At 63.9% G+C, this 23,937-nt stretch carries 21 protein-coding genes; 10 read left to right on the forward strand and 11 right to left on the reverse strand.

Annotated features, from left to right (window positions below; all coding sequences use genetic code 11):
* Nucleotides 1-12: 12 nt before the first annotated feature.
* Nucleotides 13-2,076, reverse strand: a complete 2,064-nt coding sequence (locus tag ACXJMY_RS08480) for a DUF1217 domain-containing protein (RefSeq protein ID WP_456618865.1) — start codon at nucleotides 2,074-2,076, stop codon at nucleotides 13-15.
* Between the two features lie 270 nt (nucleotides 2,077-2,346).
* On the opposite strand from ACXJMY_RS08480, the gene ACXJMY_RS08485 reads away from it, so the two are divergent.
* The 3 genes from ACXJMY_RS08485 to ACXJMY_RS08495 all read left to right on the forward strand — a co-directional run bounded on the left by ACXJMY_RS08485 (nucleotide 2,347) and on the right by ACXJMY_RS08495 (nucleotide 5,548).
* The gene (locus ACXJMY_RS08485) at nucleotides 2,347-3,114 is read left to right on the forward strand and encodes an AAA family ATPase (protein WP_456618866.1); all 768 of its coding nucleotides are present in this window, start codon (nucleotides 2,347-2,349) and stop codon (nucleotides 3,112-3,114) included.
* Nucleotides 3,115-4,040: 926 nt separating this feature from the next.
* On the forward strand, nucleotides 4,041-4,607 hold the full coding sequence (locus tag ACXJMY_RS08490; protein ID WP_456618867.1) for an SRPBCC family protein: 567 nt from the start codon (nucleotides 4,041-4,043) through the stop codon (nucleotides 4,605-4,607).
* 2 nt (nucleotides 4,608-4,609) lie between these two features.
* Nucleotides 4,610-5,548, forward strand: coding sequence for a YVTN family beta-propeller repeat protein (locus ACXJMY_RS08495; protein WP_456618868.1), 939 nt, complete (start codon nucleotides 4,610-4,612; stop codon nucleotides 5,546-5,548).
* 113 nt (nucleotides 5,549-5,661) lie between these two features.
* Here ACXJMY_RS08495 and ACXJMY_RS08500 read toward each other — a convergent pair whose 3' ends face one another.
* Both ACXJMY_RS08500 and ACXJMY_RS08505 read right to left on the reverse strand, forming a co-directional pair.
* On the reverse strand, nucleotides 5,662-6,576 hold the full coding sequence (locus ACXJMY_RS08500) for a nucleoside hydrolase (RefSeq protein ID WP_456618869.1): 915 nt from the start codon (nucleotides 6,574-6,576) through the stop codon (nucleotides 5,662-5,664).
* 31 nt (nucleotides 6,577-6,607) lie between these two features.
* Entirely contained in the window at nucleotides 6,608-7,249 is a 642-nt protein-coding gene (locus ACXJMY_RS08505) for an HAD-IA family hydrolase (RefSeq protein ID WP_456618870.1), read from the reverse strand.
* A 64-nt stretch (nucleotides 7,250-7,313) separates the two neighbouring features.
* Here ACXJMY_RS08505 and ACXJMY_RS08510 point away from each other — a divergent pair, with 64 nt between their 5' ends.
* A complete protein-coding gene (locus ACXJMY_RS08510; protein ID WP_456618871.1) occupies nucleotides 7,314-7,856 on the forward strand; it encodes an RNA 2'-phosphotransferase in 543 nt (180 codons plus the stop codon).
* 37 nt (nucleotides 7,857-7,893) lie between these two features.
* Here ACXJMY_RS08510 and ACXJMY_RS08515 read toward each other — a convergent pair whose 3' ends face one another.
* The 4 genes from ACXJMY_RS08515 to ACXJMY_RS08530 all read right to left on the reverse strand — a co-directional run bounded on the left by ACXJMY_RS08515 (nucleotide 7,894) and on the right by ACXJMY_RS08530 (nucleotide 13,464).
* Nucleotides 7,894-8,457 carry a DinB family protein gene (locus ACXJMY_RS08515; protein ID WP_456618872.1) on the reverse strand — a complete coding sequence of 188 codons (564 nt, stop codon included), beginning with the start codon at nucleotides 8,455-8,457 and terminating at the stop codon, nucleotides 7,894-7,896.
* A gap of 47 nt (nucleotides 8,458-8,504) precedes the next feature.
* The gene (gene uvrA, locus ACXJMY_RS08520) at nucleotides 8,505-11,480 is read right to left on the reverse strand and encodes an excinuclease ABC subunit UvrA (RefSeq protein WP_456618873.1); all 2,976 of its coding nucleotides are present in this window, start codon (nucleotides 11,478-11,480) and stop codon (nucleotides 8,505-8,507) included.
* A 326-nt stretch (nucleotides 11,481-11,806) separates the two neighbouring features.
* Nucleotides 11,807-12,568: an outer membrane protein gene (locus tag ACXJMY_RS08525; protein WP_456618874.1), complete on the reverse strand. Its 762-nt coding sequence runs from the start codon at nucleotides 12,566-12,568 to the stop codon at nucleotides 11,807-11,809.
* A 143-nt stretch (nucleotides 12,569-12,711) separates the two neighbouring features.
* On the reverse strand, nucleotides 12,712-13,464 hold the full coding sequence (locus ACXJMY_RS08530) for an outer membrane protein (protein WP_456618875.1): 753 nt from the start codon (nucleotides 13,462-13,464) through the stop codon (nucleotides 12,712-12,714).
* A 62-nt stretch (nucleotides 13,465-13,526) separates the two neighbouring features.
* Here ACXJMY_RS08530 and ACXJMY_RS08535 point away from each other — a divergent pair, with 62 nt between their 5' ends.
* Entirely contained in the window at nucleotides 13,527-13,676 is a 150-nt protein-coding gene (locus ACXJMY_RS08535; RefSeq protein WP_456618876.1) for a hypothetical protein, read from the forward strand.
* A 22-nt stretch (nucleotides 13,677-13,698) separates the two neighbouring features.
* Here the strand turns inward: ACXJMY_RS08535 and ACXJMY_RS08540 are convergent, their stop codons facing one another.
* Together ACXJMY_RS08540 and ACXJMY_RS08545 are read right to left on the reverse strand one after the other, a co-directional pair.
* Nucleotides 13,699-14,388 carry an outer membrane protein gene (locus ACXJMY_RS08540; RefSeq protein WP_456618877.1) on the reverse strand — a complete coding sequence of 230 codons (690 nt, stop codon included), beginning with the start codon at nucleotides 14,386-14,388 and terminating at the stop codon, nucleotides 13,699-13,701.
* A 249-nt stretch (nucleotides 14,389-14,637) separates the two neighbouring features.
* A complete protein-coding gene (locus ACXJMY_RS08545) occupies nucleotides 14,638-15,405 on the reverse strand; it encodes an outer membrane protein (protein WP_456618878.1) in 768 nt (255 codons plus the stop codon).
* Between the two features lie 452 nt (nucleotides 15,406-15,857).
* On the opposite strand from ACXJMY_RS08545, the gene ACXJMY_RS08550 reads away from it, so the two are divergent.
* A complete protein-coding gene (locus ACXJMY_RS08550) occupies nucleotides 15,858-16,352 on the forward strand; it encodes a single-stranded DNA-binding protein (RefSeq protein WP_456618879.1) in 495 nt (164 codons plus the stop codon).
* 11 nt (nucleotides 16,353-16,363) lie between these two features.
* Here ACXJMY_RS08550 and ACXJMY_RS08555 read toward each other — a convergent pair whose 3' ends face one another.
* Nucleotides 16,364-16,714: a low molecular weight protein tyrosine phosphatase family protein gene (locus ACXJMY_RS08555; RefSeq protein WP_456618880.1), complete on the reverse strand. Its 351-nt coding sequence runs from the start codon at nucleotides 16,712-16,714 to the stop codon at nucleotides 16,364-16,366.
* Between the two features lie 294 nt (nucleotides 16,715-17,008).
* Between ACXJMY_RS08555 and ACXJMY_RS08560 the strand changes: the two genes are divergently transcribed.
* The 4 genes from ACXJMY_RS08560 (at nucleotide 17,009) to ACXJMY_RS08575 (ending at nucleotide 22,065) form a co-directional block, all read left to right on the forward strand.
* Nucleotides 17,009-17,407 (forward strand): DUF2306 domain-containing protein, encoded by a 399-nt coding sequence (locus tag ACXJMY_RS08560; protein WP_456618881.1) that lies wholly within the window; start codon nucleotides 17,009-17,011, stop codon nucleotides 17,405-17,407.
* Nucleotides 17,408-17,575: 168 nt separating this feature from the next.
* Nucleotides 17,576-20,317, forward strand: a complete 2,742-nt coding sequence (gene gyrA / locus ACXJMY_RS08565) for a DNA gyrase subunit A (RefSeq protein WP_456618882.1) — start codon at nucleotides 17,576-17,578, stop codon at nucleotides 20,315-20,317.
* 33 nt (nucleotides 20,318-20,350) lie between these two features.
* Nucleotides 20,351-21,139 (forward strand): substrate-binding domain-containing protein, encoded by a 789-nt coding sequence (locus ACXJMY_RS08570; protein WP_456618883.1) that lies wholly within the window; start codon nucleotides 20,351-20,353, stop codon nucleotides 21,137-21,139.
* Nucleotides 21,140-21,357: 218 nt separating this feature from the next.
* A complete protein-coding gene (locus ACXJMY_RS08575) occupies nucleotides 21,358-22,065 on the forward strand; it encodes a hypothetical protein (RefSeq protein WP_456618884.1) in 708 nt (235 codons plus the stop codon).
* Nucleotides 22,066-22,083: 18 nt separating this feature from the next.
* Here the strand turns inward: ACXJMY_RS08575 and ACXJMY_RS08580 are convergent, their stop codons facing one another.
* Nucleotides 22,084-23,937: a potassium transporter Kup gene (locus ACXJMY_RS08580; RefSeq protein ID WP_456618885.1), complete on the reverse strand. Its 1,854-nt coding sequence runs from the start codon at nucleotides 23,935-23,937 to the stop codon at nucleotides 22,084-22,086.

Here is a 23,937-nt window from a genome sequence, read left to right on the forward strand (position 1 = left end):
GGCGCGCGGTCATCAGCGAGACTGCAGCTTGGCAATGGCCAGGTACGTCGAGTCGCTTATCCCCGAGCTCGATCCTTGAAAGAGGTTGAGCAAGGGAGATTGACCCTGACCGGTGCTCTCGCTGTTTCTGATGTCATACATGGCGGAGAAACGGTTCAGCAGCTTTTCGACCTTCGCGGGATCGGACAGATCCTTGATCTTCATGAATCGGTCCACGAACTTGGCCTGCTGATCGATCGGCATCGCCGCCATCGAGTCGGGCAGATCGAAGGTGGTCCTGAACACCTCCGAAAGCGCCCGGTCGGCCAGGATGTCGTATGCCGACGTGATGTCGCCCGCCTTGCGCTGGAAATAGAGCGCCAGGCGCACGCCGGGATTCGTATCTCCCTGCTGTTGCTCCAGGCTTTGCTGGAGATAGCTCGCCTGCGTGTCCCGAAAATGATCGCCCTTCTGAGGACCCAGCATCGGGAGGCGCGCGACGTCGCCCTTGCTGTTGAAGTTGAACGTCCCCGCGATTTCGGCAAAGCGAGGATCGCTCTGCGTGTTCGCGAAGCTCTTGGGATTGCTCAGGTCGGAGCTGAAGATCTTCGTGAGGAATTCGGTGCTGACCTTCTTGGGATCCAGGCCCTTGGCGACGAGAATGAAATCGATCACCTTCCGGTTTGCGAGCAGGTCGGAAACGCTTCCGATGTCTGCGACGGCTTCCTGATAAGACGTCGCGTCCTTCTGGGCTTGCTCGCGAACTGCCTTCTGCTGCTGGGGGCTTGCGTCCCTCAGCGCTGCAATGACGTAGCTCTTCGCAATATCGAGGACGTCAGCCGAGTCCTGGGCCACCAAGGGAGTCGTCAGATTGCCTTTTGCGTCGAAGTTGAAGTCGCGTGCGAGCTTGACGTACCGATCGTCCTTGAGGGTATAGACGAAGCTCTTGGGGTCGTTGAGGTCGCTTTCGAGGACAGCCTTGATCGTGGCTTGCGAGGTTGTTGCCGGGTCGAGGCCGACGGCGCCCAGCGCAAAATCATACACGGCCGATGTCGACACGAACGTATCGACCGATTTGACATTGCCGACGGCCGCTCTGAAGAGCGTGATGGCCAGTGCTTCGCTCAGTGGGCTTGCGTCTGCGTAGACGTCGGACTTGCTGTGGTCAAAGTTCTGCTTCGTGAGCGTGACGTTTGCCGCCGTCTGGGCGGGCACGCCTGGCGGGAGCGACCCGTCGGGCGCAAACTCGAACGCGCTGGCGAGGTCGACGAACTTGCCAATCGTCCCGATCTGGTCGCTGAGGCTGGAGACGCTCTTGGTGAAGTTTTCCAAATGATACTTTTCGACCAGGATCTGCACGTTCAACTGGGACACGTCGGCGCCTGGCTGTGATAGCTGGGCCGTGTAGTCCGCGATTTTCTGATTGGTGGCCGTGACGTCCGATTTGGCTTGAGTGAGCTGGGCGTTGAGGCCGCTCAATTGAGACGTGAAGGTGGTGTTGACGTAGCTGTTCGGGTCGGATGGATCGCTGCGCAGCACCTGGCTGATCGTGTCGCGCGGCCACTTGCTTTCATCCATCCCGAATGCCGCATAGACATAGTTACGAAGACGGTCGTTGTTCAGGAGCTGGTCGGCGCTGGTGACGTTGCCGATTTGGGTGCTGTAATAAGCCGAATCGCTATCCAGCGTATCGACCTGGTTCTGCTTGGTCGCAGTGTAGAGACCGATCATGTCGTCGGTCTGGTGCTCCGTTTGCGCAACGAGCTTCGTGCCGCTGGTGAAGGAGAATGCCGCCGCAAACTCCCGGTAACGCTTGTCGACCAGCTTGTTGACGAAGCTGGTGGAGTCGGAGAGGTCGCTCTCCAGAACCTTCTTCATGAAGGCCTTGGCGTAGGCCATGTCTTCGAGGCCATAGGCCTTCATGGCATAGTGATAGAGGCGATAATCCTTCATCAAATCGTCGACGGATTTCACCTTGCCGATGTTGGCCTTGTAATAGGCGGCCTCCCGCGCCACGTCCGGTTGCTGTTCGACCCGCGTCAGCGACTGCTTGAGATTGTGCGCAATGTAGTTGTAGCTGAAATACGTTGTGACCATCGCGCATTCCTCGCGGCGTTACGGTCCCGGACGTCCGTCAATCATTGCCGGGTCGCGAGGTGGGGGCCGGCCTCATGCCAGCACATCGTCTCAGAGCTGCGTCTTTTGGGCGTTCCTGCTTACAATCTGAGGTTTGAATTATCTCCAAGTGACGCAGATCGAGTTTGTGTCTAGTTGTTTCTATATGTTTCTCAAATGCAGCTTTCGTGAGGATTGTGTTCTTGATATGTTCCGATCAAGAGATCGATCGGAATGGGTTGGAAGCCGGGCATGAGCCGAAGAAGCAATCGCACGATTAACCTGCCGGCGCCCTACCTGAAGCGGGTCTGGCTCGATCCGTCGCAAGTTCACGATCGCGAGGCGTACCCGTTTTGCCTGCCCATCTTTCCGGATGATTTCGAGCTCAATTTCGACGCTGCCATCGCGATCATCGTCGGAGAGAACGGCACCGGGAAGTCGACGATCCTCGAGGGGATTGCAGCGCTCGCCGGCTATGACGATGCCGGTGGCGGCAAGGGGTACATGCCGGTCGATCACTCCGAAGCGAGGGAGAAGATGGGCGGCCAGCTTTCCAAGGCGTTGCGCGCAAGCTGGCTGCCGAAGATCACCCATGGCTGGTTTTTTCGCGCCGAGAGTTTCTTCTCGGTGGCGCGATATCTCGACAAGGCCGCACGCGATGCCGGCCAGGCCGGCCCCGATTTCCTGTCGCACTCCCATGGCGAAGGCTTTCTGCGCTTCTTCGAGGAGCGCTGCCAGCGTCAGGGCATCTTCATCTTCGACGAGCCGGAATCGGCGCTGTCGCCGGCGCGTCAGATCGAATTCCTGAAGCTGCTGCGACGCATGGAAGACTCCCGCATCTGCCAGGTCATCATGGCAACCCATTCGCCGATGCTGATGGCCTATCCCAACGCGCGGCTGCTGCGGCTCGGGAAATACGGGCTGGAGCCGGTGACGGTGGAAGAGACTGACCATTACCGGTTGATGCGCGAGTTCTGTGACGACCCGCGCGGGTTCGTGGAGGCGACGCTGGCGGAGTAGGTGAGGGGCGCAGCCGACGCTCACACTCGTGTCCCGGACAAGCTGCAACGCGTGAGCGTTGCGGCGCAGAGCCGGGACCCAGAAGCCGTGCCGTTTCCCGCTGCATGGGCCCCGGCTCTGCAGCGCACCGCCGAAGGGGCGCTGCGCTGCGTCCGGGGCACGAGCCCGAATTCATCTTGCATTGCTGCCCACATCATACGCGCGGCTTCGCATTCTCGCGGCATGAACTGCCCGAGCTTTGCTGTCGTCGCCAACCTCGCAAGTGCCGAGGGCGCAGGGAAGGCCGGGTGCCGGCTGGCACCCGCGGTCCGCTGTGCGCAAATTGCGCTGGAAACAGATGCACAGCGGCATACAGGTGAAGCCAAACATCCGGCCTTCCCTGCGCAGTGGTTTTACGGCTTATGTCGCGCTCTCCCCGGGGAGCGATGCACTATTGCCCCCGTCGCCTTGCGGATGGCTGATGTGCGAGCCCGGTCGGGCAGCACACATCACCGCAAGACTTGGCACACAGACCCCGGGTGCCAGGACCACGCGATTTTGCCGTACGCAGGCTGCACCGGTCGTGTGCGCGCAGGTAGCTGCTCACGGAGTGACCCGCCCTGCAAACCACCTTCGCGCCGACGCCGCCCGCGTCCACCACGTCCCATCCCGCGTGTCGTGACGATCGCGATAACGCCCCTCGGCCGGGTTGGGATGGCCGAAATATGCGATAATTCCGAATTCTAGTAAAGCGAATTGTTTTGATCCTGATGCATTGACCCCGGTCTGGCGTGTTTTGCCCGTCGGGCAACTCAAGCGATGGTGTGAATGCGGGGATCGACCCTCGCCACAGCCGTGCCACGAACCGGTCTCCCCACGGTCCAAAAATGCGCTACGATGACCTCAGCGCGCCTCAAGTCGCGCAGATTCAAGAGTGAGGAAACGGTATGAGGATGACGATCGGAACGGCGGTCGCCGGGGTGGCGGCGCTGGCGGTGGCGGGGATAGCTCTGACGGCCGCGTTTGAGCCGGTTTGGGCTCACGGGCCGACCCGGCAGAAGGTGCGGGAGTCCATCGAGATCAACGCAGCCCCGGCCAAGGTCTGGGCCGCGATCGGCAATTTCCAGGACATGAGCTGGCTCCCGCCGGTCACCAAGACCGAGGGCGAGAAGGGCAACGAGATTGGCGCGACAAGGCGTCTGACCCTGACGGGAGGCGCCACGGTCGACGAGGAGCTCTACAAGTTCGATGCCGCCGCGATGACCTATTCCTACCGGATCACCGCCGTCGACGTGAAGGTGCTGCCGGTCACCAATTATTCCTCGACGCTGACGGTGGCGCCGAGCGCCGACGGCAAGGGCTCGACGCTGGAATGGGCCGGCGCGTTCTACCGCGGCTTTCCCAACAACGATCCGCCGCCGGAGCTGAGCGACGAGGCCGCGGTGAAGGCGGTGAAGGGACTCTACCAGACGGGCCTCGAGGCGCTGAAGAAGAAGATCGAGAGCGGAAGCTGACCGTGCGAGCCCTGGTTCTGGCGGCGCTTGCCGCCAGCATCGCGCAGGCATCCGCGGAAGAGGCCTTCGTCACCAACCAGCTCAGCGACGACCTGATGGTCGTCGACCTCGCCACCTCGCGCGCGGTCGCGACCATTGCGATCGGCGGCAAGCCGGCCGGCGTGGCGGTCAGCCCGGACGGTCGCTTTGCCTATGTGACGAGCCCGGATGCCAAGGCGGTGACGGTGGTGGATGCGGTGCAGCGCCAGGTGATGGGGCGGATCGAGGTCGGCGGTGGGCCGCTCGGCATTGCCGTCGCACCCGATGGCAGCACGGTCTATGTCGCGGACTGGTACGCGGCGGCGGTGCGGGTGATCGATGCGGCGACGCGCAGCGTCGTGGCGAGCATCGCCGTCGGCGCCTCGCCATCCGGGCTGGCGGTGACGCCGGATGGCAGGCTGTTGCTTTCGGCGGACCGCGACGACGACAGCGTCTCCGTCGTGGACACCGCGACGCGCGCGCGCAAGGCGATCATCAAGGTCGGCACACGGCCGTTCGGCGTCACCATCGATGCCGGCGGCAAGCGCGCCTATACCGCCAATGTCGGCTCGAACGACGTCTCCGTGATCGACATCGCCGGGGGTAGCGAGATCGACCGCGTGCCGGTCGGGATGCGGCCCTATGCGGTGGCGCTGGCGCAAGGCCGCGGCTTCGTCACCGACCAGTATGGCGGCACCGTCAGCGTGTTCGATCTGGCGACGCTGAAGCCGGTCAAGCGCATCACCGTCGGCGACTACCCGGAAGGGATTGCGGTGACCGCGGACGGCAGGCGCATCATCGTCGCCAATTGGGAGAGCAACACGCTCAGCATCATCGACGCGGCCGAGCTGAAGGTCGTGGGCGAAGTCAAGACCGGCGACGGCCCGCGCGCGTTCGGGGCGTTCTTGCGGAGGACGGAGTAGGGGTGGCGTAGGTGCGTAGGGTGGGCAAAGGCGCAACGCGCCGTGCCCACCTCCGCTGCTTCGGAACGCAATGGTGGGCACGCTTCGCTTTGCCCACCCTACGGCACTGAGCCCTATTTCGATCCGGCAAACGCCTTCAGCTTCAGGAAAAAATCCTTCAGGATCGGATTGCGATCCACATAGGTCACGTAGCGGATCGCATGCCGCCTGCGGTCGATGCTCCAGGTCATCTGCTCGGTCAGGACCGGGGCCGGAATGATCACGCTCGGCGCCCAATCGGGATTGAGGAGCCAGCCGACGGGCGCCATGTCCCAAATTTCTTTCGCCCACCCCAGATGATCGGACGAATACTCTTTGAATCTCTGAGCGAGGAATGCGCCAATGCTGCCGTGCGGTTCGACATGGCGCTCGATCTCCAGCACCGTGCTGTGAAGGTGCGAGGTGACGCCCTTGCAGGGCACCAGCACCAGCGGCACGCCGCTGTCGAGCAGCACCTGGGCGCCGCCGACGTCCTGCTTGAGATTGAACTCGATCGTGTGCGGCCATTCCAGCGCATGGCCGCCGAGCCATATGACGACGACGCGGTCGGTGATGTCGGGCGCCTTGAGCAGCGCCGAGGCGACGTTGCTGATGGCGCCGATGGCGACCACATACAGCGGATGGTCCGGCGACCCCGCGCGGGCACGGGCCACGAGGTCGTCGACGGCGGGTGCCTCACGTGCGGCCTTGGCGGGCCCGACATAGGCGGTGACGCCGCGATGGACCAGGCCTTCCGGCGCGATGTTCAGACGCTCCAGCAGGCGCAGGATTTCCTGATAGCTCAGCTCCATGCCGTGGCCGGGGCTGTCCGCGCGGGTGTTGAAGAACGGCGCGGCGTAGATCGCCTCGACATCGAACCGATCCTTCGACAGCAGCATCTGCACGAGCGCGAACTGGTCGTCGATCTCGTTGTAGGTGTCGAGCACGACGCGGACCCGGCCGACGGGCGGGGCCAGCAGCTTCAGGCGGGCTGATTCCGTGAGCGCCATCACCGTCTCCCTGGATGTGCGGATGCCGGGATCAGGCCTTTAGCGGAATCCGGCAGACCACGTCCGCAATCTCGTCCATCTGCGCGAAGATATGGTCGGGCGCAAGCGCCCGCAGCGCCGCCGGCGCGGCATAGCCCCAGCACACCGCACCGCAGGCAATGCCGACGGCCCGCGCGGCCTCGATGTCGCGGACCTCGTCGCCGATCGCGATCACGCGGCTCGGGTCTACGCCGGCGCGCCGGATCACCCGGCGGAATTTCGCGGGCTTGCCGAACAGCGAGGCCGCGCAATCGAAGTACGAGAACAGCGCGGCGGCCTCGCCCAGCTTCTCGCGCGCATTGGCTTCGCTGTCCGATGTCACCAGCGCCAGCTGCACGCCGTTTTCGGCCAGCGTCCGCAGCATCGCCTCGACGCCCGCGAACAGTGAAATCTCCGCCGCAGCCTCGGCCTTCAGCCGCCGCGCATGCCGCGCGATCGCGGGCAGCTTCCACAGCGGCACCTCGAGCCGGCTGAGGATCTCGCGCGACGTGGCGTGCCGCAGCCCCTCGACATCCTCCTCCGTGACGCGGCGAAAGCCGAAGCGGTCGGCGACGCCGTTGATGGTGCGCAGGAACCACGGGAAGCTGTCGACGAGCGTGCCGTCGAGATCGAAGATGGCGAGGGCGTAGGGCATTGGTTCCTGAAGGTCTGGTCGTCATTCGTAGCCGGATGTACAAGAGCGAAACGGGAATGCAAAGATGCCGGTCGATCAGATTCACCTCAGCAAATTTCTGAGCCTTGTGCTGCGGCATAGGCCCGATGAGATCGGCTTGACGCTTGGCACGGATGGCTGGGCCAATATCGATGAACTCGTTGAAAAAGCCAATGCGACAGGGACGACGTTCGACCGGACCGATCTGCTCAACGTCGTCGCGATGAGCGACAAGAAGCGGTTCTCGGTTTCGGCTGACGGGCGCAACATCCGTGCCGCGCAAGGGCACTCGGTCCCGGTGGCGCTTGGGTTGCCGGCCCAGGAGCCCCCCTCAGTCCTGTATCACGGGACGGCGACGCGGTTTGTTGAAGCGATCCTTTCGGAGGGCTTGAAGCCGCAAGCGCGCCAGCAGGTGCATCTGTCCGCCGACAAGGCGACGGCACAGCGCGTTGGTCAGCGCCACGGCAAGCCGCACATCTTCGAGGTCGACGCAGGCGGCATGCGTGTGAAGGGATTCAAGTTTTACCGTGCAGACAACGGGGTGTGGCTGACCGACCATGTGCCGCCGGAGTTCCTGACCAGCTCATAGACCAGAAACCCTGAACTCGTTCGTTCGTGCTCCGCGTCTAGGAGCTCCACACGGTCTCCTCGGTCCACCCGAGATCGGCGAACTCGCCGGCCCGGAGCGGCGCTTCTCCTTCCGCAAAGAATTCGTCGAGCTGAGGCGGCGCAACTGCCGTTACGGACAGCATGGCGTGCGCCTGTCCGCGATGGTGAATCTGGTGCTGAAAGAGATGCATCAGCAACCGGTCGCGGCGCTCGCTCTGGACCTGGGTGTCGCGGTTGATCTTCACCGCACCGTTGAGGAGCTCGGGCGTCAGTGCATCGCAGATGGCGATCAACCGCTTGTCGATTGCGGCTTGCGCGGGCTTCAGCGCGGCAAGCGAAGGGTAGGGCACTTCGTTCTTCCAGGCGGCAGGTCCGAGCCACCCGCCCTCCAGCGCATCGACATAGAAGAGGTCGATGACATAGATGTGGTTCAGCGTGCGCTGCAGGCTCGGAAAGAAGCCGGTCCGCCCGGCTTCGAAGTCGGCCTGAGACAGCGCGGCGCAGGCGGTGAGCAGCCGATGGTTCGCCCAGGCATTATTGTGGGCGAACGCGCGATAGGTTTGCACAAGTCCGGCAGGCAAATTCGGTCTCCCTCAGGCACATGCGTCGGCACATTCCAGGTGCGAACCTACTCCGCCGCCTCGCTCGTGCTTCGCCGCTTCGGCTTCCGTGCCTTCTTCAGCACCGGCTCCAAAAACTTGCCCGTGTAGCTCCGCGGCGCTTTCGCGATGTCCTCCGGCGGGCCCCAGGCGACGATCTCGCCGCCGCCGTCGCCGCCTTCGGGGCCGAGGTCGATGACCCAGTCGGCGGTCTTGATGACTTCGAGATTGTGCTCGATGACGACGACCGTGTTGCCCTGCGCGACCAGCTCGTGCAGCACTTCCAGCAGCTTCTTGACGTCGTGGAAGTGCAGGCCGGTGGTCGGCTCGTCGAGAATGTAGAGCGTGCGGCCGGTGGCGCGTTTTGACAGCTCTTTCGCGAGCTTGACGCGTTGCGCTTCGCCACCCGAAAGGGTCGTCGCCTGCTGGCCGACATGGATGTAGTCGAGCCCGACGCGGTGCAGGGTCTGGAACGTCTCGCGCACGCGCGGCACGGCCTTGAAGAACTCGGCGGCCTCTTCCACGGTCATGTCGAGCACGTCGGCGATGGACTTGCCCTTGAACAGGACTTCGAGCGTCTCGCGGTTGTAGCGCTTGCCCTTGCAGACGTCGCAGGTGACGTAGACGTCCGGCAGGAAGTGCATCTCGATCTTGATGACGCCGTCGCCCTGACAGGCCTCGCAGCGGCCGCCCTTGACGTTGAAGGAGAAGCGGCCGGGCTCATAGCCGCGCGCCTTCGCTTCCGGGAGCCCGGCAAACCATTCGCGGATCGGCGTGAAGGCGCCGGTGTAGGTCGCGGGATTCGAGCGCGGGGTGCGGCCGATCGGCGACTGGTCGATGTCGATGATCTTGTCGATGTGCTCGAGGCCCTCGATGCGATCGTGCGGCGCGGCGCCTTCGCTGGCATTGTTCAGCTTGCGGGCGATGGCGCGGTAGAGCGTGTCGATCAGGAGCGTCGACTTGCCGCCGCCGGAGACGCCGGTGACGCAGGTGAACAGGCCGAGCGGAATCTCGGCGGTGACGTTCTTGAGATTATTGCCGCGCGCGTTGACCACCTTGATGGTGCGGCGATGGTTCGGCGGGCGCCGCTCCGGCACCTCGACCTCGAGCTCGCCGGTGAGATATCTGCCGGTGAGCGATTTCGGGTTGCGCATGATCTCGGCGGGCGTGCCCTCGGCGACGATGTGGCCGCCATGCATGCCGGCGCCGGGGCCGATGTCGAGCACGTAGTCCGCCAAACGGATCGCGTCCTCGTCGTGCTCGACCACGATCACGGTGTTGCCGAGGTCGCGAAGCCGCTTCAGCGTGTCGAGCAGGCGGGCGTTGTCGCGCTGGTGCAGGCCGATCGAGGGCTCGTCCAGCACGTAGAGCACGCCGGTCAGGCCCGAGCCGATCTGCGAGGCCAGGCGGATGCGCTGGCTCTCGCCGCCCGACAGCGTGCCGGAGGAGCGGGACAGGGTGAGGTAGTTGAGGCCGACGTCGAGCAGGAAGGTGAGGCGCTCGCGGATCTCCTTGAGGATGCGGCCCGCGATCTCGTTCTGCTGCGCGTTCAGCGCCTCCGGCACGGTCTCGAACCAGTCGCCGGCGCGCTTGACCGACAACTCCGAGATCTCGCCGATATGCTTGCCGCCGATCTTGACGCAGAGCGCCTCCGGCTTCAGCCGAAAGCCCTTGCAGGCCTCGCAGGGGACGTCATGGAAATACTTCGCCAGCTCCTCGCGCGCCCACTCGCTCTCGGTCTCGCGATAGCGGCGGTTGATGTTGGTGATGACGCCCTCGAACGGCTTCTTGGTGTCGTAGGAGCGGACGCCGTCCTCGTAGGAGAACTTGATCTCGTCCTCGCCCGAGCCATGGAGGATTGCGTTCTGCGTCTTCTTCGGCAGATCCTTCCATTTGGTGGTCAGCGTGAACTTGTAGTGCTTGCCGAGCGCCGTCAGCGTCTGCACGTAGTAGGGCGACGACGATTTGGCCCAGGGCGCGATCGCGCCCTTGCCGATGGCGAGCTCCTTGTCGGGGATGACGAGGTCTTCGTCGACATGCTGCTCGACGCCGAGGCCGCCGCAGGCGGGGCAGGCGCCGTAGGGATTGTTGAACGAGAACAGTCGCGGCTCGATCTCGGGGATGGTGAAGCCGGAGACCGGGCAGGCGAACTTCTCCGAGAACAGGATGCGCTCGGGCCCGCTCTTGTCGTGGATCTTTGCGGTCTTCTTTTTCTCTTCGGCCGGAGCCGTCGCCGGCGCGTCGGCGAATTCGACGACGGCGAGGCCCTCGGCGAGCTTCAGCGCGGTCTCGAAGCTTTCGGCGAGACGCTGGCCGATGTCGGGCCGCACCACGATGCGGTCGACCACGACGTCGATGTCGTGCGGGAATTTCTTGTCGAGCGTCGGCGCCTCGGCAAGCTCATGGAAGGTGCCGTCGATCTTGACGCGCTGAAAGCCCTTCTTGAGCCATTCAGCGAGCTCCTTCCTGTACTCGCCCTTGCGGCCGTTCACGACCGGCGCGAGCAGATAGAGGCGGGTGCCCTCGGGCAGCGCCAGCACGCGGTCGACCATCTGCGACACGGTCTGGCTCTCGATCGGCAGGCCGGTGGCGGGCGAGTAGGGCACGCCGACGCGCGCCCAGAGCAGCCGCATGTAGTCGTAGATCTCGGTGACGGTGCCGACGGTGGAGCGCGGGTTCTTCGAGGTGGTTTTCTGTTCGATCGAGATCGCCGGCGACAGGCCGTCGATCTGGTCGACGTCCGGCTTCTGCATCATCTCCAGGAACTGGCGGGCATAGGCCGAGAGCGACTCGACGTAGCGGCGCTGGCCCTCGGCGTAGATGGTGTCGAAGGCGAGCGAGGATTTGCCGGAGCCGGACAGGCCGGTGAACACCACGAGCTTGTCGCGGGGAATCTCGACGTCGACATTCTTGAGGTTGTGCTCGCGCGCGCCACGGATCGTAATTGCGCGCAGGTGTGATCCCGCGTTCTGTTGTTGGCGCTTCGCCTTGATCACTTCATCCATCCTGGTGGTCCTCAAGGAATCCCAACGGCGCGCGATCGCGCCAACGTTGTAGGCGCGCTTTGCCCGGAACCGGGATCGGCGCCGATGGGTATGGCAGCGAACGTAGGAAGAACGGCGACGGATTTCCAGTGGGACTTGCGAATCGTCAACGGATTGTTGGCGCGCTGGCGGCATCTGGCAGTAGCAGCTGCGATCCGGAACAGACGAAGGGCCGGCACGAGGCCGGCCCTTCGTTCGCATTTGGCTGCGGATCGCATCATCCGCGCTTGAGCAGGACCTTGGAGGAGTCCTTGGGGGTCAGTATTTGGGGGGCAGTATTTGGGGGGTCAGTATTTGACGACGACCGGGCCGCCCCAGCGGTAATTGACGCGGATCAGGCCGACGTCGATGTCCTGGCCGATCCGGTCGCTGCGCGGGAGCAGGCCGCCGGCCAGGGTGGCGAATTCGGCGTTGTGATGGCCCAGGAACACATGGTTGTATTCGCCGCCGACCGACCAGTTCTCGGCGAAGCCGTATTCGACGCCGATGCCGACAGTGTAGCCCCAGCGCGTCTGGTTGACGCTGTTGAACGCGAAGGCGGCGGGCGCGCCCGGAAAGAACGTGTCGTATTTGTCGTGGGCGACGGCCGCGCCGGCCTTGCCGTAGAACAGCAGGCTGTTCACGGCGTAGCCCATCTGGCCGGTGAAGAGACCGAAGCTGTCGATCTTGGTCTGGTTGGTCAGCGGCGCCAGCGCCACGCTGACATTGCTGCCCTTGAAGTCGGCCCAGTTGCCCTGGCCCTCGACGCCGAGAACCCAGCGACCCCTCTGCCAGCGATAGCCGACCTGACCGCCGACCGTGCCGCCGCCTGCATTGTGGCAGCCTTCGCCGACGGCTGGATCGACGGCGACGCCAAGTGCATTTGTCACGCCCCAGCAGGCATGGGCCCAGCCGCCGCCGCCATTGATGCCGACATAGACGCCGCTCCAGTCATAGCCGAGGACGGGCGCCACCGGCGCCTTGGGGTAGAGGGGGAGATCGGCGGCACCGGCCGGCGCGACCGCGCCGAATGCGAACAGGCTGACCGCGGTCAGCATCCACGTCTTCATGTTACGTCCTCAACTCGCCGAAGCCATTCGCGGACGCCTTGCGCGCCTCACGACTCCAAGACGGTTGGGTGCACGCTCGCGCGAAAACAAAAAGGCCGGCGCGAGGCCGGCCTTTCGTAACGCGATGGCGTTGGAAGCGAAGCTCAGTACCTCGCGACGACGGGGCCGCCGAAGGTATAGTTGACGCGGACGGTGCCCATGTCGACGTCCTGCTTGATACGGTCGATGCGGTCGTTGACGCCGAGAACCGTGAACGAGTTGTTGCGGCTGCCCATGAACAGATGGTCGTATTCGATCGCCACGGACCAGTTCGGCGCGAAGCCGAACTCGATGCCGGTGCCGACCGCGCCACCCCAACGCGTCTCGCTGGCGCTGTCGATGACCACGCCGCCGAACAGGCCGTCGTACTTGGCGTGGGTGACGGCGGCGCCGCCCTTCACGTACCAGAGCACGTTGTTCCAGGCATAGCCGACCTGGCCGGTGAACAGGCCAAGCGCATCGATCTTGGTCTGGTTGACCAGCGGCGCGAGCGCTGCCGGCGAACTCGTATTCGAGCCCTTCAGATTGGCCCAGTCGCCCTGGGCTTCAAGGCCGAACACCCAGTTGGCCGACTGCCAGCGATAACCGACCTGGCCACCGACGAGGCCGCCGGTCGCATTGTGGCAGCCCTCAGCCGTGACTGGAATTGCGACGCCGAGGACCGTGTTGAGATCCCAGCAATTGCGGCTCGAGGCGCCGCCGCCGTTGATGCCGATATAGAAGCCCGACCAGTTGTAGATCGAGGCCACAGCAACGGGCGCCTTGGTGTAGGGGCGGGCCGCCAGATCGGCCGCCGAGGCGGGAGCCAACGCGCTGAGTGCGAACAGACTGGCCGAGGCCAGCAAAACCTTCTTCATTTCGATTCCCCAGTTCCGTTTCTTTTGGTCGCCTTCCGCACGGCGGAAGAGCAGTGGACCCAATGACCCAACTGATGTCATTGCCTTACACCATTGAAGCCAAAGGTTGTGTCACCGGGGTGCCACAGCTCCCACGAAAACGCCGGGAAGCGGTTCGCCTGGATCTGCACGCGCGAAAACAAAAAGGCCGGCGCAAGGCCGGCCTTTCGTAACGCAGTGCGTTGGAGGCGAAGCTCAGTACTTCGCGACCACCGGGCCCCCGAAGTGATAGTTCACGCCGACCTGCACGGTGTGGAAGTTGAGCGTGCCGGTGGGGAGAGCGCCGGAGAAGTAGGTCTCGCCGCCAAGGCTGCGATAGAGATACTCGCCCTTGACCGACCACTGCGGAGCGAAGAACGCCTCGACGCCCGCGCCGACGGTCCAGCCGGAGTGCCACTTGCTGTCCGACGCGGACACGCCGAGCGCAGAGAGGGTGATCTTGTTGTCGATCCAGGCGTAGCCGCCGGTGCCGTAGAACAGGACCTGGTTGACGGCGTAGCCGATGCGGCCGCGCACGGTGCCCATTGCATCGGTCTTCGAGCTCGCGGTCGCGGTTACAACGCCGAAGCCGGGGACAACGGTGGCGCCGGTGACCGAAGCGCTGACGTCAGCCCAGCTGCCGTCGGCCTCGATGCCGAACACGACGTTGCCGGTCTGCCAGTTGTAGCCGGCGGTGCCGCCGACGAAGCCACCCTTCATCTTCGGGTCGCCCGAGCCGTTTTCCCAAGCGCCGCCACCGACGATACCGAGGTAGAAGCCGGTCCAGTTGTAGACCGAGGCCACAGCCACCGGAGCCTTGGTGTAGGGGCGCGCAGCAAGATCGGCGGCCGAGGCCGGAGCGGCGAGTGCGAACAAACAGGCCGAAGCCAACAAAACTTTCTTCATTTTCAACTTAATCCCAGTCCCAGTTTCTGTTTGTGCCTTCCACGATCGAGAAGGGCATCGGACGCTCTGGTCCAACTGACGTCGTGCTTACACCAGTGAAGCCGCAAGTTGTGTACCCGAAAAGACACAGCAGATTGGAAATGTCGCGGTGGCTGACCTATTGTTCCGGCCGTGCGCAGCAACCGGCTGTGCGCAGCAAAAAGGCCGGCGCGAGGCCGGCCTTTTATCCTGAGTGATATCAGAGCGATATCAGTACCGCGCGATCGCCGGGCCGCCCCAGCGATAGTTCACGCGGACGAGGCCGATATCGACGTCCTGGCTGATTCGCTCAGACCGTGTGAGAGCGCCGAGCGGCGCGGCGACGAAGTTGCCGGAGCCGGTGAAGTTGATGGTGCGGTTGCCGAGGAAGATGTGATCGTACTCGAAGCCCACCGTCCAGTTCGGCGCAAACCCGAACTCGACGCCGGCGCCCACGGTGCCACCCCAACGGGTTTCGTTGGCCCGGTCGAATTCGAGGCCGGTGACGACATCGTAGCTCCGATAGCGGTCGCCGACGACAGCGCCGCCGCCCTTCACATAGAGCAACACGTTGTTCCAGGCGTAGCCGATCTGGCCAGTGAACAAACCGAAGGCGTTGATCTTTGAACGATCGCGTAGGCCGGTCACCGCGCTGATGTTGTCACCGGAGAAGTCGGCCCAGTTGCCCTGGCCTTCAAGGCCGAACACCCAGTTGGCCGACTGCCAGCGATAGCCGACCTGGCCACCGACCGTGCCGCCGGTCGCGTTGTGGCAGCCCTCGCCGACCAGCACGCCGCCGCCCAGATCGAAGTCCCAGCACTTGTGGCTCGTGCCGCCGCCGCCGTTGATGCCGATGTAGAAACCGCTCCAGTCGTAGATGGTGGCGACCATCGGCGGCGGAGCCTTGGTGTAGGGACGCGCGGCCATATCCGCCGCGCTCGCGGGAGCCGAGAGGCTCAATGTCACTGCACCGATTGCGCCGATCAAAATCTTATTCATTGCAGTCTCCCCAGTTACAACCGCCTCCTGGAGGTCCCCGAAGCGGCTAATCAAGGCGCGACGCCCATATGAACTTAATTCCGAGGCAACCGTAGCCCAATCAAGTGGCAGAGTCCGTCTCCGAAATACCACACTCGCGACGCAACGGCAGCGCCTCTAACTTGATGAATGTTAAGTGGTTTTTGTCGTTCGCGGGAACCTGAAAAGGTTCCATCCGGTGCCTTGCATTGTCGCTGCACATTGACGCCGTCTGGCCTGCACCGCGACCGCCAGTTTCGCAAGAACAAATCTGGAACAAGCTTCAGGCCGATGCTATATATGGGGATAACCTGAGGGGTGACGGGCTGACCGGCCCTCGCAAGCGTATAGGGTCGCCAACAGGGTGGCAGAGGACCGCGGGCGCGCGGGCCCGGCCTTTTGAAATTCAGTGGCATTTGGAATGGAGAGCGGCGATGGCGGGAAGCGTCAACAAGGTCATTCTGGTTGGAAATCTCGGGAAGGATCCGGAAATCCGGCGCACCCAGGACGGGCGGCCGATCGCGAATTTGAGCATCGCGACCTCGGAGACCTGGCGCGACAAGAACAGCGGCGAGCGCAAGGAAAAGACCGAGTGGCATCGCGTCGTGATCTTCAATGAAGGCCTCTGCAAGGTCGCCGAGCAGTACCTGAAGAAGGGCGCCAAGGTTTACATCGAGGGCGCGCTCCAGACCCGCAAATGGACCGATCAGAGCGGCGTGGAGAAGTACTCCACCGAGGTCGTGCTTCAGGGCTTCAACTCGACCCTCACGATGCTCGATGGCCGTGGCGGCGGGGGCGGCGGCAGCTTCGGCGAGGAGCCGGGCGGCGACTTCGGCTCCAGCGGTCCGGTCAGCAGCGCGCCGCGCCGTCCGGTGGCCGCCGGCGGCGGTGGCCGCAACAGCGACATGGACGACGACATCCCGTTCTGAGGCTTGCCGTTCTAAGGCTTGGGAATAGCCGGTGCTGGTCGTGAGAGGAAACGGCCGGCGCGGCTTTCAAGTATCCGGATCAAGATGGGATCCATGAATTCATAGTCGTCCGGAATGTCGAGGCAGATGACCCGCTTGTTGTTCAGGCTGGAGCGGAATTTCCGGTTCAGCTTGTTACGGTGGGTCTTCTCCATGACGAAGATGATGTCGGCCCATTCGACCTGCTCGGACGACAACGACACGGCCGCGTCGTTCGAGATGCCCGCAGAGTCGGTCTCGACGCCTGGCCAAGTCGAAAAGACTTGTTCAGCGGTCGGGCTGCGGAGGCGATTGGCGCTGCAGACGAACAGGACGTTGGTCACTTTGACCACTCCAGGGGAGGGACCGGGAAAGCCCGATCGATCTGGTTCTAGATACACGCCTTTTGGTGGCTGGCGGAATCCCGTCCTGGCGTTGGCCAAAAGGGGCGCTTCACCCATCAGAGTTACGGGCTGGCGTAGAGCGGCAGGATTTCTTACCAATTGACGGGTCAAGCTCGGTTTTCCGGGCTTGCCTCATGTGCTGCCTCAAGTCTTTGACGGGCTGCGATGTGAATGGTATTAACTTAATGTTAATCCTATTCACATGGACTGGCTGTCGATCGGAGGAAGCCCCGCATGAGCTTTGCACCGCTGCTTGAGGCCGCCCCGGCCATTCCGCTGCATGCCTTCGCCGCCATGGCCGCCTTCGTGCTCGGTCTCGTCCAGTTTGCAGCTCCCAAGGGCACGCTGCCGCATCGGACGATCGGCTGGATCTGGGTGGTGCTGATGGCGGCCGTGGCCGCATCGTCGTTCTGGATCCACCAGATCCGCCTGGTCGGGCCATTCAGTCCGATCCATCTGCTCTCGATCTTCACACTGGTGATGCTGCCGCTCGCGGTTTGGCGGGCGCACACCCACCGCGTCGCCGATCACCGGCGCATCATGATCATGACCTTCGTCGGCGCGCTGGTGATCGCGGGCCTGTTCACGCTGCTGCCCGGGCGGATCATGAACCGGGTGATTTTCGGGGCGTAAGAGGCGGTTCCGCCCGGCTCGTTCCGGCCCCGTCAAAGGCGGTGCCGCGGAGCGCGTAAGTCTCTGGAAAAACAGTCGGAAAAAGCGCTTCCCTGAACCTCGCAAGGGTGGTTATGAGGGCTTCGATGCGCTATATGATTCCCAGATAAAAACTCACCGGATTCCCCTTTGGCTGACGACGACAACAAGCCCGGCGACCAGCCGGCGCAACCCTCGGACATTCGCCCCGTCTCCATCCTCGACGAGATGAAGAAGTCCTATCTCGATTACGCCATGAGCGTGATCGTGGCGCGTGCGTTGCCTGATGCCCGCGACGGCTTGAAGCCGGTGCACCGCCGCATCCTGTACTCGATGCACGAGCAGGGCCACACGCCCGACAAGAAATACGTCAAGTCCGCCCGCGTGGTCGGCGACGTCATCGGTAAGTATCATCCGCACGGCGACCAGTCGATTTACGACGCCATGGTCCGCATGGCGCAGGACTTCTCGATGCGCGTGCCGCTGATCGACGGTCAGGGCAATTTCGGCTCGGTCGACGGCGATCCGCCTGCCGCCTATCGTTACACCGAAGCGCGACTGACCAAGTCGGCGCTGGCCCTGCTGGCCGATATCGACAAGGACACCGTCGACTTCCAGCCGAACTACGACAACAACGAGACCGAGCCCTCGGTTCTTCCGGCCAAGTTCCCGAACCTTCTGGTCAACGGCGCCGGCGGCATCGCAGTCGGCATGGCCACGAACATTCCGCCGCACAATCTCGGCGAGGTCATCGATGCCTGCGTGGCGCTGATCGACAATCCCGCGCTCACCATCGACGAGCTGATCAACATCGTTCCCGGACCGGACTTTCCAACCGGCGGCATCATTCTCGGGCGGGCGGGCATCCGCGCCGGCTACCACCTGGGCCGTGGCTCGGTCGTGATGCGCGGCAAGGTCACCATCGACACCATTCGCAAGGAGCGCGAGGCGCTCATCATCACCGAGATCCCGTATCAGGTGAACAAGGCGACGATGGTCGAGCGCATCGCCGAACTGGTCAAGGAAAAGAAGATCGAGGGCATCGCCGACCTGCGCGACGAATCCGACCGCGACGGCTTCCGCGTCGTCGTCGAATTGAAGCGCGACGCCGTGCCCGACGTGGTGCTGAACCAGCTCTACAGATTCACGCCGCTGCAGACGAGCTTCGGCGTCAACATGGTGGCGCTCGACAGCGGTCGGCCGCGGATCATGACTCTGAAAGACCTGCTCGCCATCTTCGTCGACTTCCGTGAGCGGGTCGTCACGCGGCGCACCAAGTTCCTGCTGAGCAAGGCGCGCGACCGCGCGCATATCTTGGTCGGCCTGGCGATCGCGGTGGCCAACATCGACGAAATGATTCGCGTCATCCGCACCTCACCGGATCCGACCGCGGCGCGCGACACCCTGATGTCGCGCGACTGGCCGGCCCGGGACGTCGAGGACATGCTGACCCTGATCGATGACCCGCGCCACCGCATCAGCGAGGACGGCACCATCCGGCTGTCGATGGAGCAGGCCAGGGCCATTCTCGATCTGCGTTTGCAGCGCCTCACAGCACTCGGTCGTGACGAGATCCGCGAAGAGCTCGACACGCTCGCCGGCGAAATTGCCGATTATCTCGACATCCTGCGTTCGCGTGCCCGCGTGCTCGACATCGTCAAGACCGAGCTCGCCGAGGTGAGGGCCGAGTTCGCGACCCCACGCCGCACCGTGATCATCGAGCAGGAAGGCGAGGTCGAGGACGAGGACCTGATCCAGCGCGAGGACATGGTCGTCACCGTGTCGCACGCCGGCTACGTCAAGCGCGTGCCGCTGTCGGCCTACCGGGCGCAGCGCCGCGGCGGCAAGGGCCGCGCCGGCATGCAGACCCGCGACGAGGACTTTGTCAGCCGCCTGTTCGTGGCCTCCACGCACACGCCGGTTCTGTTCTTCTCCTCGCGCGGCCAGGTCTACAAGGAGAAGGTCTGGCGGCTGCCGATGGCAGCGCCGAACGCGCGCGGCAAGGCGCTGATCAACATCCTGCCGCTGGAGCAGGGCGAGCGCATCACCACCATCATGCCGCTGCCGGAGGACGAATCCACCTGGGGCAACCTCGACGTGATGTTCGCCACGACAGGCGGCAATGTCCGGCGCAACAAGCTGTCCGACTTCGTCGACGTCCGCCGCTCCGGCATCATCGCCATGAAGCTCGACGAGAATGAAGCGATCGTCGACGTGCAGATCTGCACCGAGCGCGACGACGTGCTGCTGACCGGCGCGGGCGGCCAGTGCATCCGCTTCCCCGTCACCGACGTGCGCGTGTTCACCGGGCGCACCTCGATGGGCGTGCGCGGCATTGCGCTTGGCGAGGGCGACAAGGTGATCTCGCTGGCGATCCTGCGCCATGTCGAGACCTCTTCGGACGAACGTTCGGCGTACCTGAAGATGCGCCGCGCGGTCGCCGGCGAAGCCGCGGCCGAGGAGCCGGCAGCTGACGCCGAGGCCGAGGAGACCTCCGGCAGCTTCCAGCTTCCGCCGGAGCGCTATGTCGAGATGTCGGCGGCCGAGCAGGTCGTGCTCACCGTCTCCGTCAACGGCTATGGCAAGCGGACCTCGTCCTACGAGTACCGCACGACGGGGCGCGGCGGCAAAGGCATCGTCGCCATGAGCGTCAACAACCGCAACGGCAACCTGGTCGCGTCCTTCCCGGTGGAGGATGCTGATCAAATCATGCTGGTCACCGACAAGGGCCAGTTGATCCGCTGCCCGGTCGAGGGCATCCGCATCGCCGGCCGCTCGACCCAGGGCGTGATCGTGTTCGACACCGCCGAGGACGAGCACGTCGTCTCGGTCGAGCACATCACGGAAGAGGCCGAGAGCGGCAACGGCGAGAACGGGAATGGTGCGCATTAGGCGCGGCCGAGGCTAGTATTGGGGGGACGTGCCATGCCGCGATGCATTGCTTGCCTGTTTGCTGTCCTGGTCACCGTCACTTTGGCGACGGGGGCAGCGGCTGCTGATGTCAAGGTGATGATCTCGGCCGGGTTCTTTGCCGTGTACGAGGAGCTCGGTCCTGCATTCGAGAAGTCGACGGGGCACAAGCTCGTCACCACGCGCGGGCCTTCGATCGGCGATTCACCGGAAGCGATACCGACGCGTCTGTCCCGCGGCGAGGAGGCCGACGTGGTGATCATGGACGGCGTCGGCGTCGATCTCCTGGACCAGCGGAATTTGACGCGACCCGGCAGCCGGATGCCGCTTGCGGAATCGTTCATCGGCATGGTGGTTCGTGCCGGGCAACCCAAGCCCGACATCAGCACGGTGGATTCGCTGCGCAAGACGTTGCTCGCGGCCAAGTCGATCGCCTATTCGGACAGCTCCAGCGGCACCTATCTGTCGACAGTCGGCTTCAAGAAGCTCGGTGTCGCCGACGAGATCGCCGGCAAGACTCGCAAGGTACGCGGTCCTCCCTCAGGTGAGCCCGTCGCTGCCGTCGTCGCCCGCGGAGAGGCGGACATAGGTTTCCAGCAAGTCCCGGAGCTGATCCACGTGCCGGGGATCGATTTCGTGGGCACGGTGCCGTCTGAGGTTCAGCCGCCGACCCTGTATGTCGGTGCCCTGCCCAAGAATTCGCAACAGCCCGACGCCGCGATTGCCCTGCTGCACTTCCTGTCCTCCGCAGATGTTGCAGCCGTGATCACCAAGGCCGGAATGAAGCCCTTGCCGCCGCATTGAAGGCAGAACCGCCCCGGTGGAGGTGCCGGCCAGATCATGCTGGTCACCGACAAGGGCCAGCTGATCCGCTGCCCGGTCGCGGGCAGTTGCCGACGCAGCAACGTCGACATTGCAGTTACATTGAGGTGCAGCTCGCCGAGAGAGTTGTCCTCAATTGTAACTTTGAGTAGTGTCCGGCAATCGATCGCATCCATTACAAACATGGACACGCCGGGAACGTGCGCGTTATCGCCATCCTTATTTTCGTTGGCTGGCTCGCGGCTCTGTGCGCTGGGCAGACCGCAGCTCAGACAGCCTCCAATGCTGCGGCCGGGACTTGCCGTGCCAATATCGAGGACACGAAGCTCGACGCGCGGGAGGCTGTTTGCCTGCGCGACCTCGGAAAGCTTGCGAGCCGCAAGGGCGACGTGCTGTCGCTGCAACTCGAGAACGGCACGTCCAAGGTCTATCGAACAGACATCAAGGCATGTGAGATCGACGACGCGCAGCATTGCATCCAATATTGGCTTGTCGGCTACCATCCTGTGGCCCACGTCTATTCGATCGCCATCCGGTATTACGAGGGTAGCGGCGTCGAACTGGTGAGCGCCCGCACGGGGAAAACCTTGCGTCTCTCTGGAGTGCCGTTTTTTTCGGATGACGGATCGCGCTTTGTCGTTATCGACAATGACTATGCGCACGGCGGTGAATATGACCTCGCAGTCGGCTCAACCCTGGGCGACGTGCTTGTGCTCCAATGGCAGCGCGAGTCGCAGGATGGACTTGTCGAGTGGCGCCATCAACGCTGGATCGACAACGACCATGTGGCTCTGCGCGTATTCCCGGCCGACACCGAACTGAAGTGTCCCGACAACGACTGCGACGCGATTCTGGTACGCTTCAACGACGGCTGGGCGGTCCGACGGGTGCCGGCGCCGCAGAAGTAAGCAGGACGGTTTGGCTCGCTAGATCTCCAGCTCCGTCCCGAACTCCACCACCTGCTTGGTCGGCACGCCGAAGAACGCGGCTGAGCGTTCGGCGTTGCGCTGGAGGAAGGCGAATACGGTTTCGCGCCAGACCCACATGCCCGGGACGTCCTCGCGCGGGATGATGGTCTCGCGGCCGACGTAATAGGTGATGTCGGAGAGGTCGATGCCGGGCAGCTTGCCCTGGCGGCAGGCAAGCGTCAGTCCGTCATAGATCGTCGGATTCTGCATGAAGCCGTAGTGCAGGACCACGCGGGTGATGCCCGGGATGATCTCGATCACCTCGGTGCGGTCCTCGTCCGTGATGTGCGGCGATTCCTCGATCAGGACGGTGACGAGGACGATACGTTCATGCAGCACGTGGTTGTGATTGACGAACTGCGTCAGCGCCAGCGGCACGCCTTTCGCTGCGGATGCCAGGAACACCGCCGTGCCGGGGAGGCGGGCGCTGCATTTATTGACCGCAGTCTCGATCAGATCCTCCTCGGGCTGGCGCAGTTTTCYGCGCGCCGCCTCGACCAGCTTCACGCCGGCGCGCCAGGTCAGCATCAGGAAGGCGACGAGGGCTGCGAGCAGCAGCGGAAACCAGCCGCCCTCGAACAGCTTGATCGAATTGGCCGAGAAGAAGATCACGTCGATCACGAAGAAGAAGCCGTTCACGGCAATCACGAGCCACGGCGAATAGCCCCACTGGATCGCGACCAGGGCGGCCAGCAGCGTGGTGATCGCCATCAACAGCGACACCGCGATGCCATAGGCCCCGGCCAGCGCATCGGAGGTGCCGAAGCTCAGGACCGCGCCGAGCGTTGCGGCCGCGAGCAGCCAGTTCACCAGCGGCACGTAGATCTGGCCGATCGCGTGGCTGGTGGTGTGGCGGATCTGCATGCGCGGCAGGAAGCCGAGCTGGATCGACTGCTGCGTCAGCGAGAACACGCCGGAGATGATGGCCTGCGAGGCGATGACGGTTGCCACGGCAGAGAAAGCGACCAGCGCGTAATGCAACGCGTCGGGGCAGAGCTGGAAGAACGGGTTCTCGATCATGGAGGGATCGGTGATCAGGAGCGCGGCCTGGCCAAAATAGTTCAGCACCAGCGCGGGCAGGCAGATGGCGAACCAGGCCAGCCGGATCGGGAAACGGCCGAAATGCCCCATGTCGGCATACATGGCCTCGCCGCCGGTCACGGCGAGGAAGGCGGCGCCCAGGATGCCGAAGGAGACGTGGAAATCCTGGTGGATCAGGAAGTCGAAGGCATAGAGCGGGCTGAGCGCGGCCAGCACCGCGGGGGCCTTGACGATGCCGTGGATGCCGAGCGCGGCGAGCACGAAGAACCAGGCGAGCATCACCGGTCCGAAGATGCGGCCGATGAAGCCGGTGCCCTGCTTCTGCATCATGAACAGCCCGATCAGGATGGCGACGGTGATGGGCACCACCACCGGCGCAAGCGAGGGCGCGTCGACCTTGAGGCCCTCGATGGCGCTGAGCACCGAGATCGCCGGCGTGATCGCGCCATCGCCATAGAGCAGGGCGGCGCCAACGAGGCCGACGACCAGGAGGTGCGCGCGCCAGGTGCCGGGTTGCGCATTGCGGGCATGCAGCAGCGCCAGCAGCGCGACGATGCCGCCTTCGCCGCGGTTGTCCGCGCGCAGGATCAAAAGCGCATATTTCAGCGAGATGATCAGCAGCAAGGCCCAGAGGATGAGAGATGCAATCCCCAGGACAGCTTCGGGAGCGAGGGTGGCCCCATGGGCGGCCGCCTTGGCGGCTTCCTTGAGGGCGTAGAGGGGACTGGTGCCGATATCGCCATAGACCACCCCGAGGGCGCCCAAGGTCAT

Source organism: Bradyrhizobium sp. P5_C12, assembly GCF_054049735.1.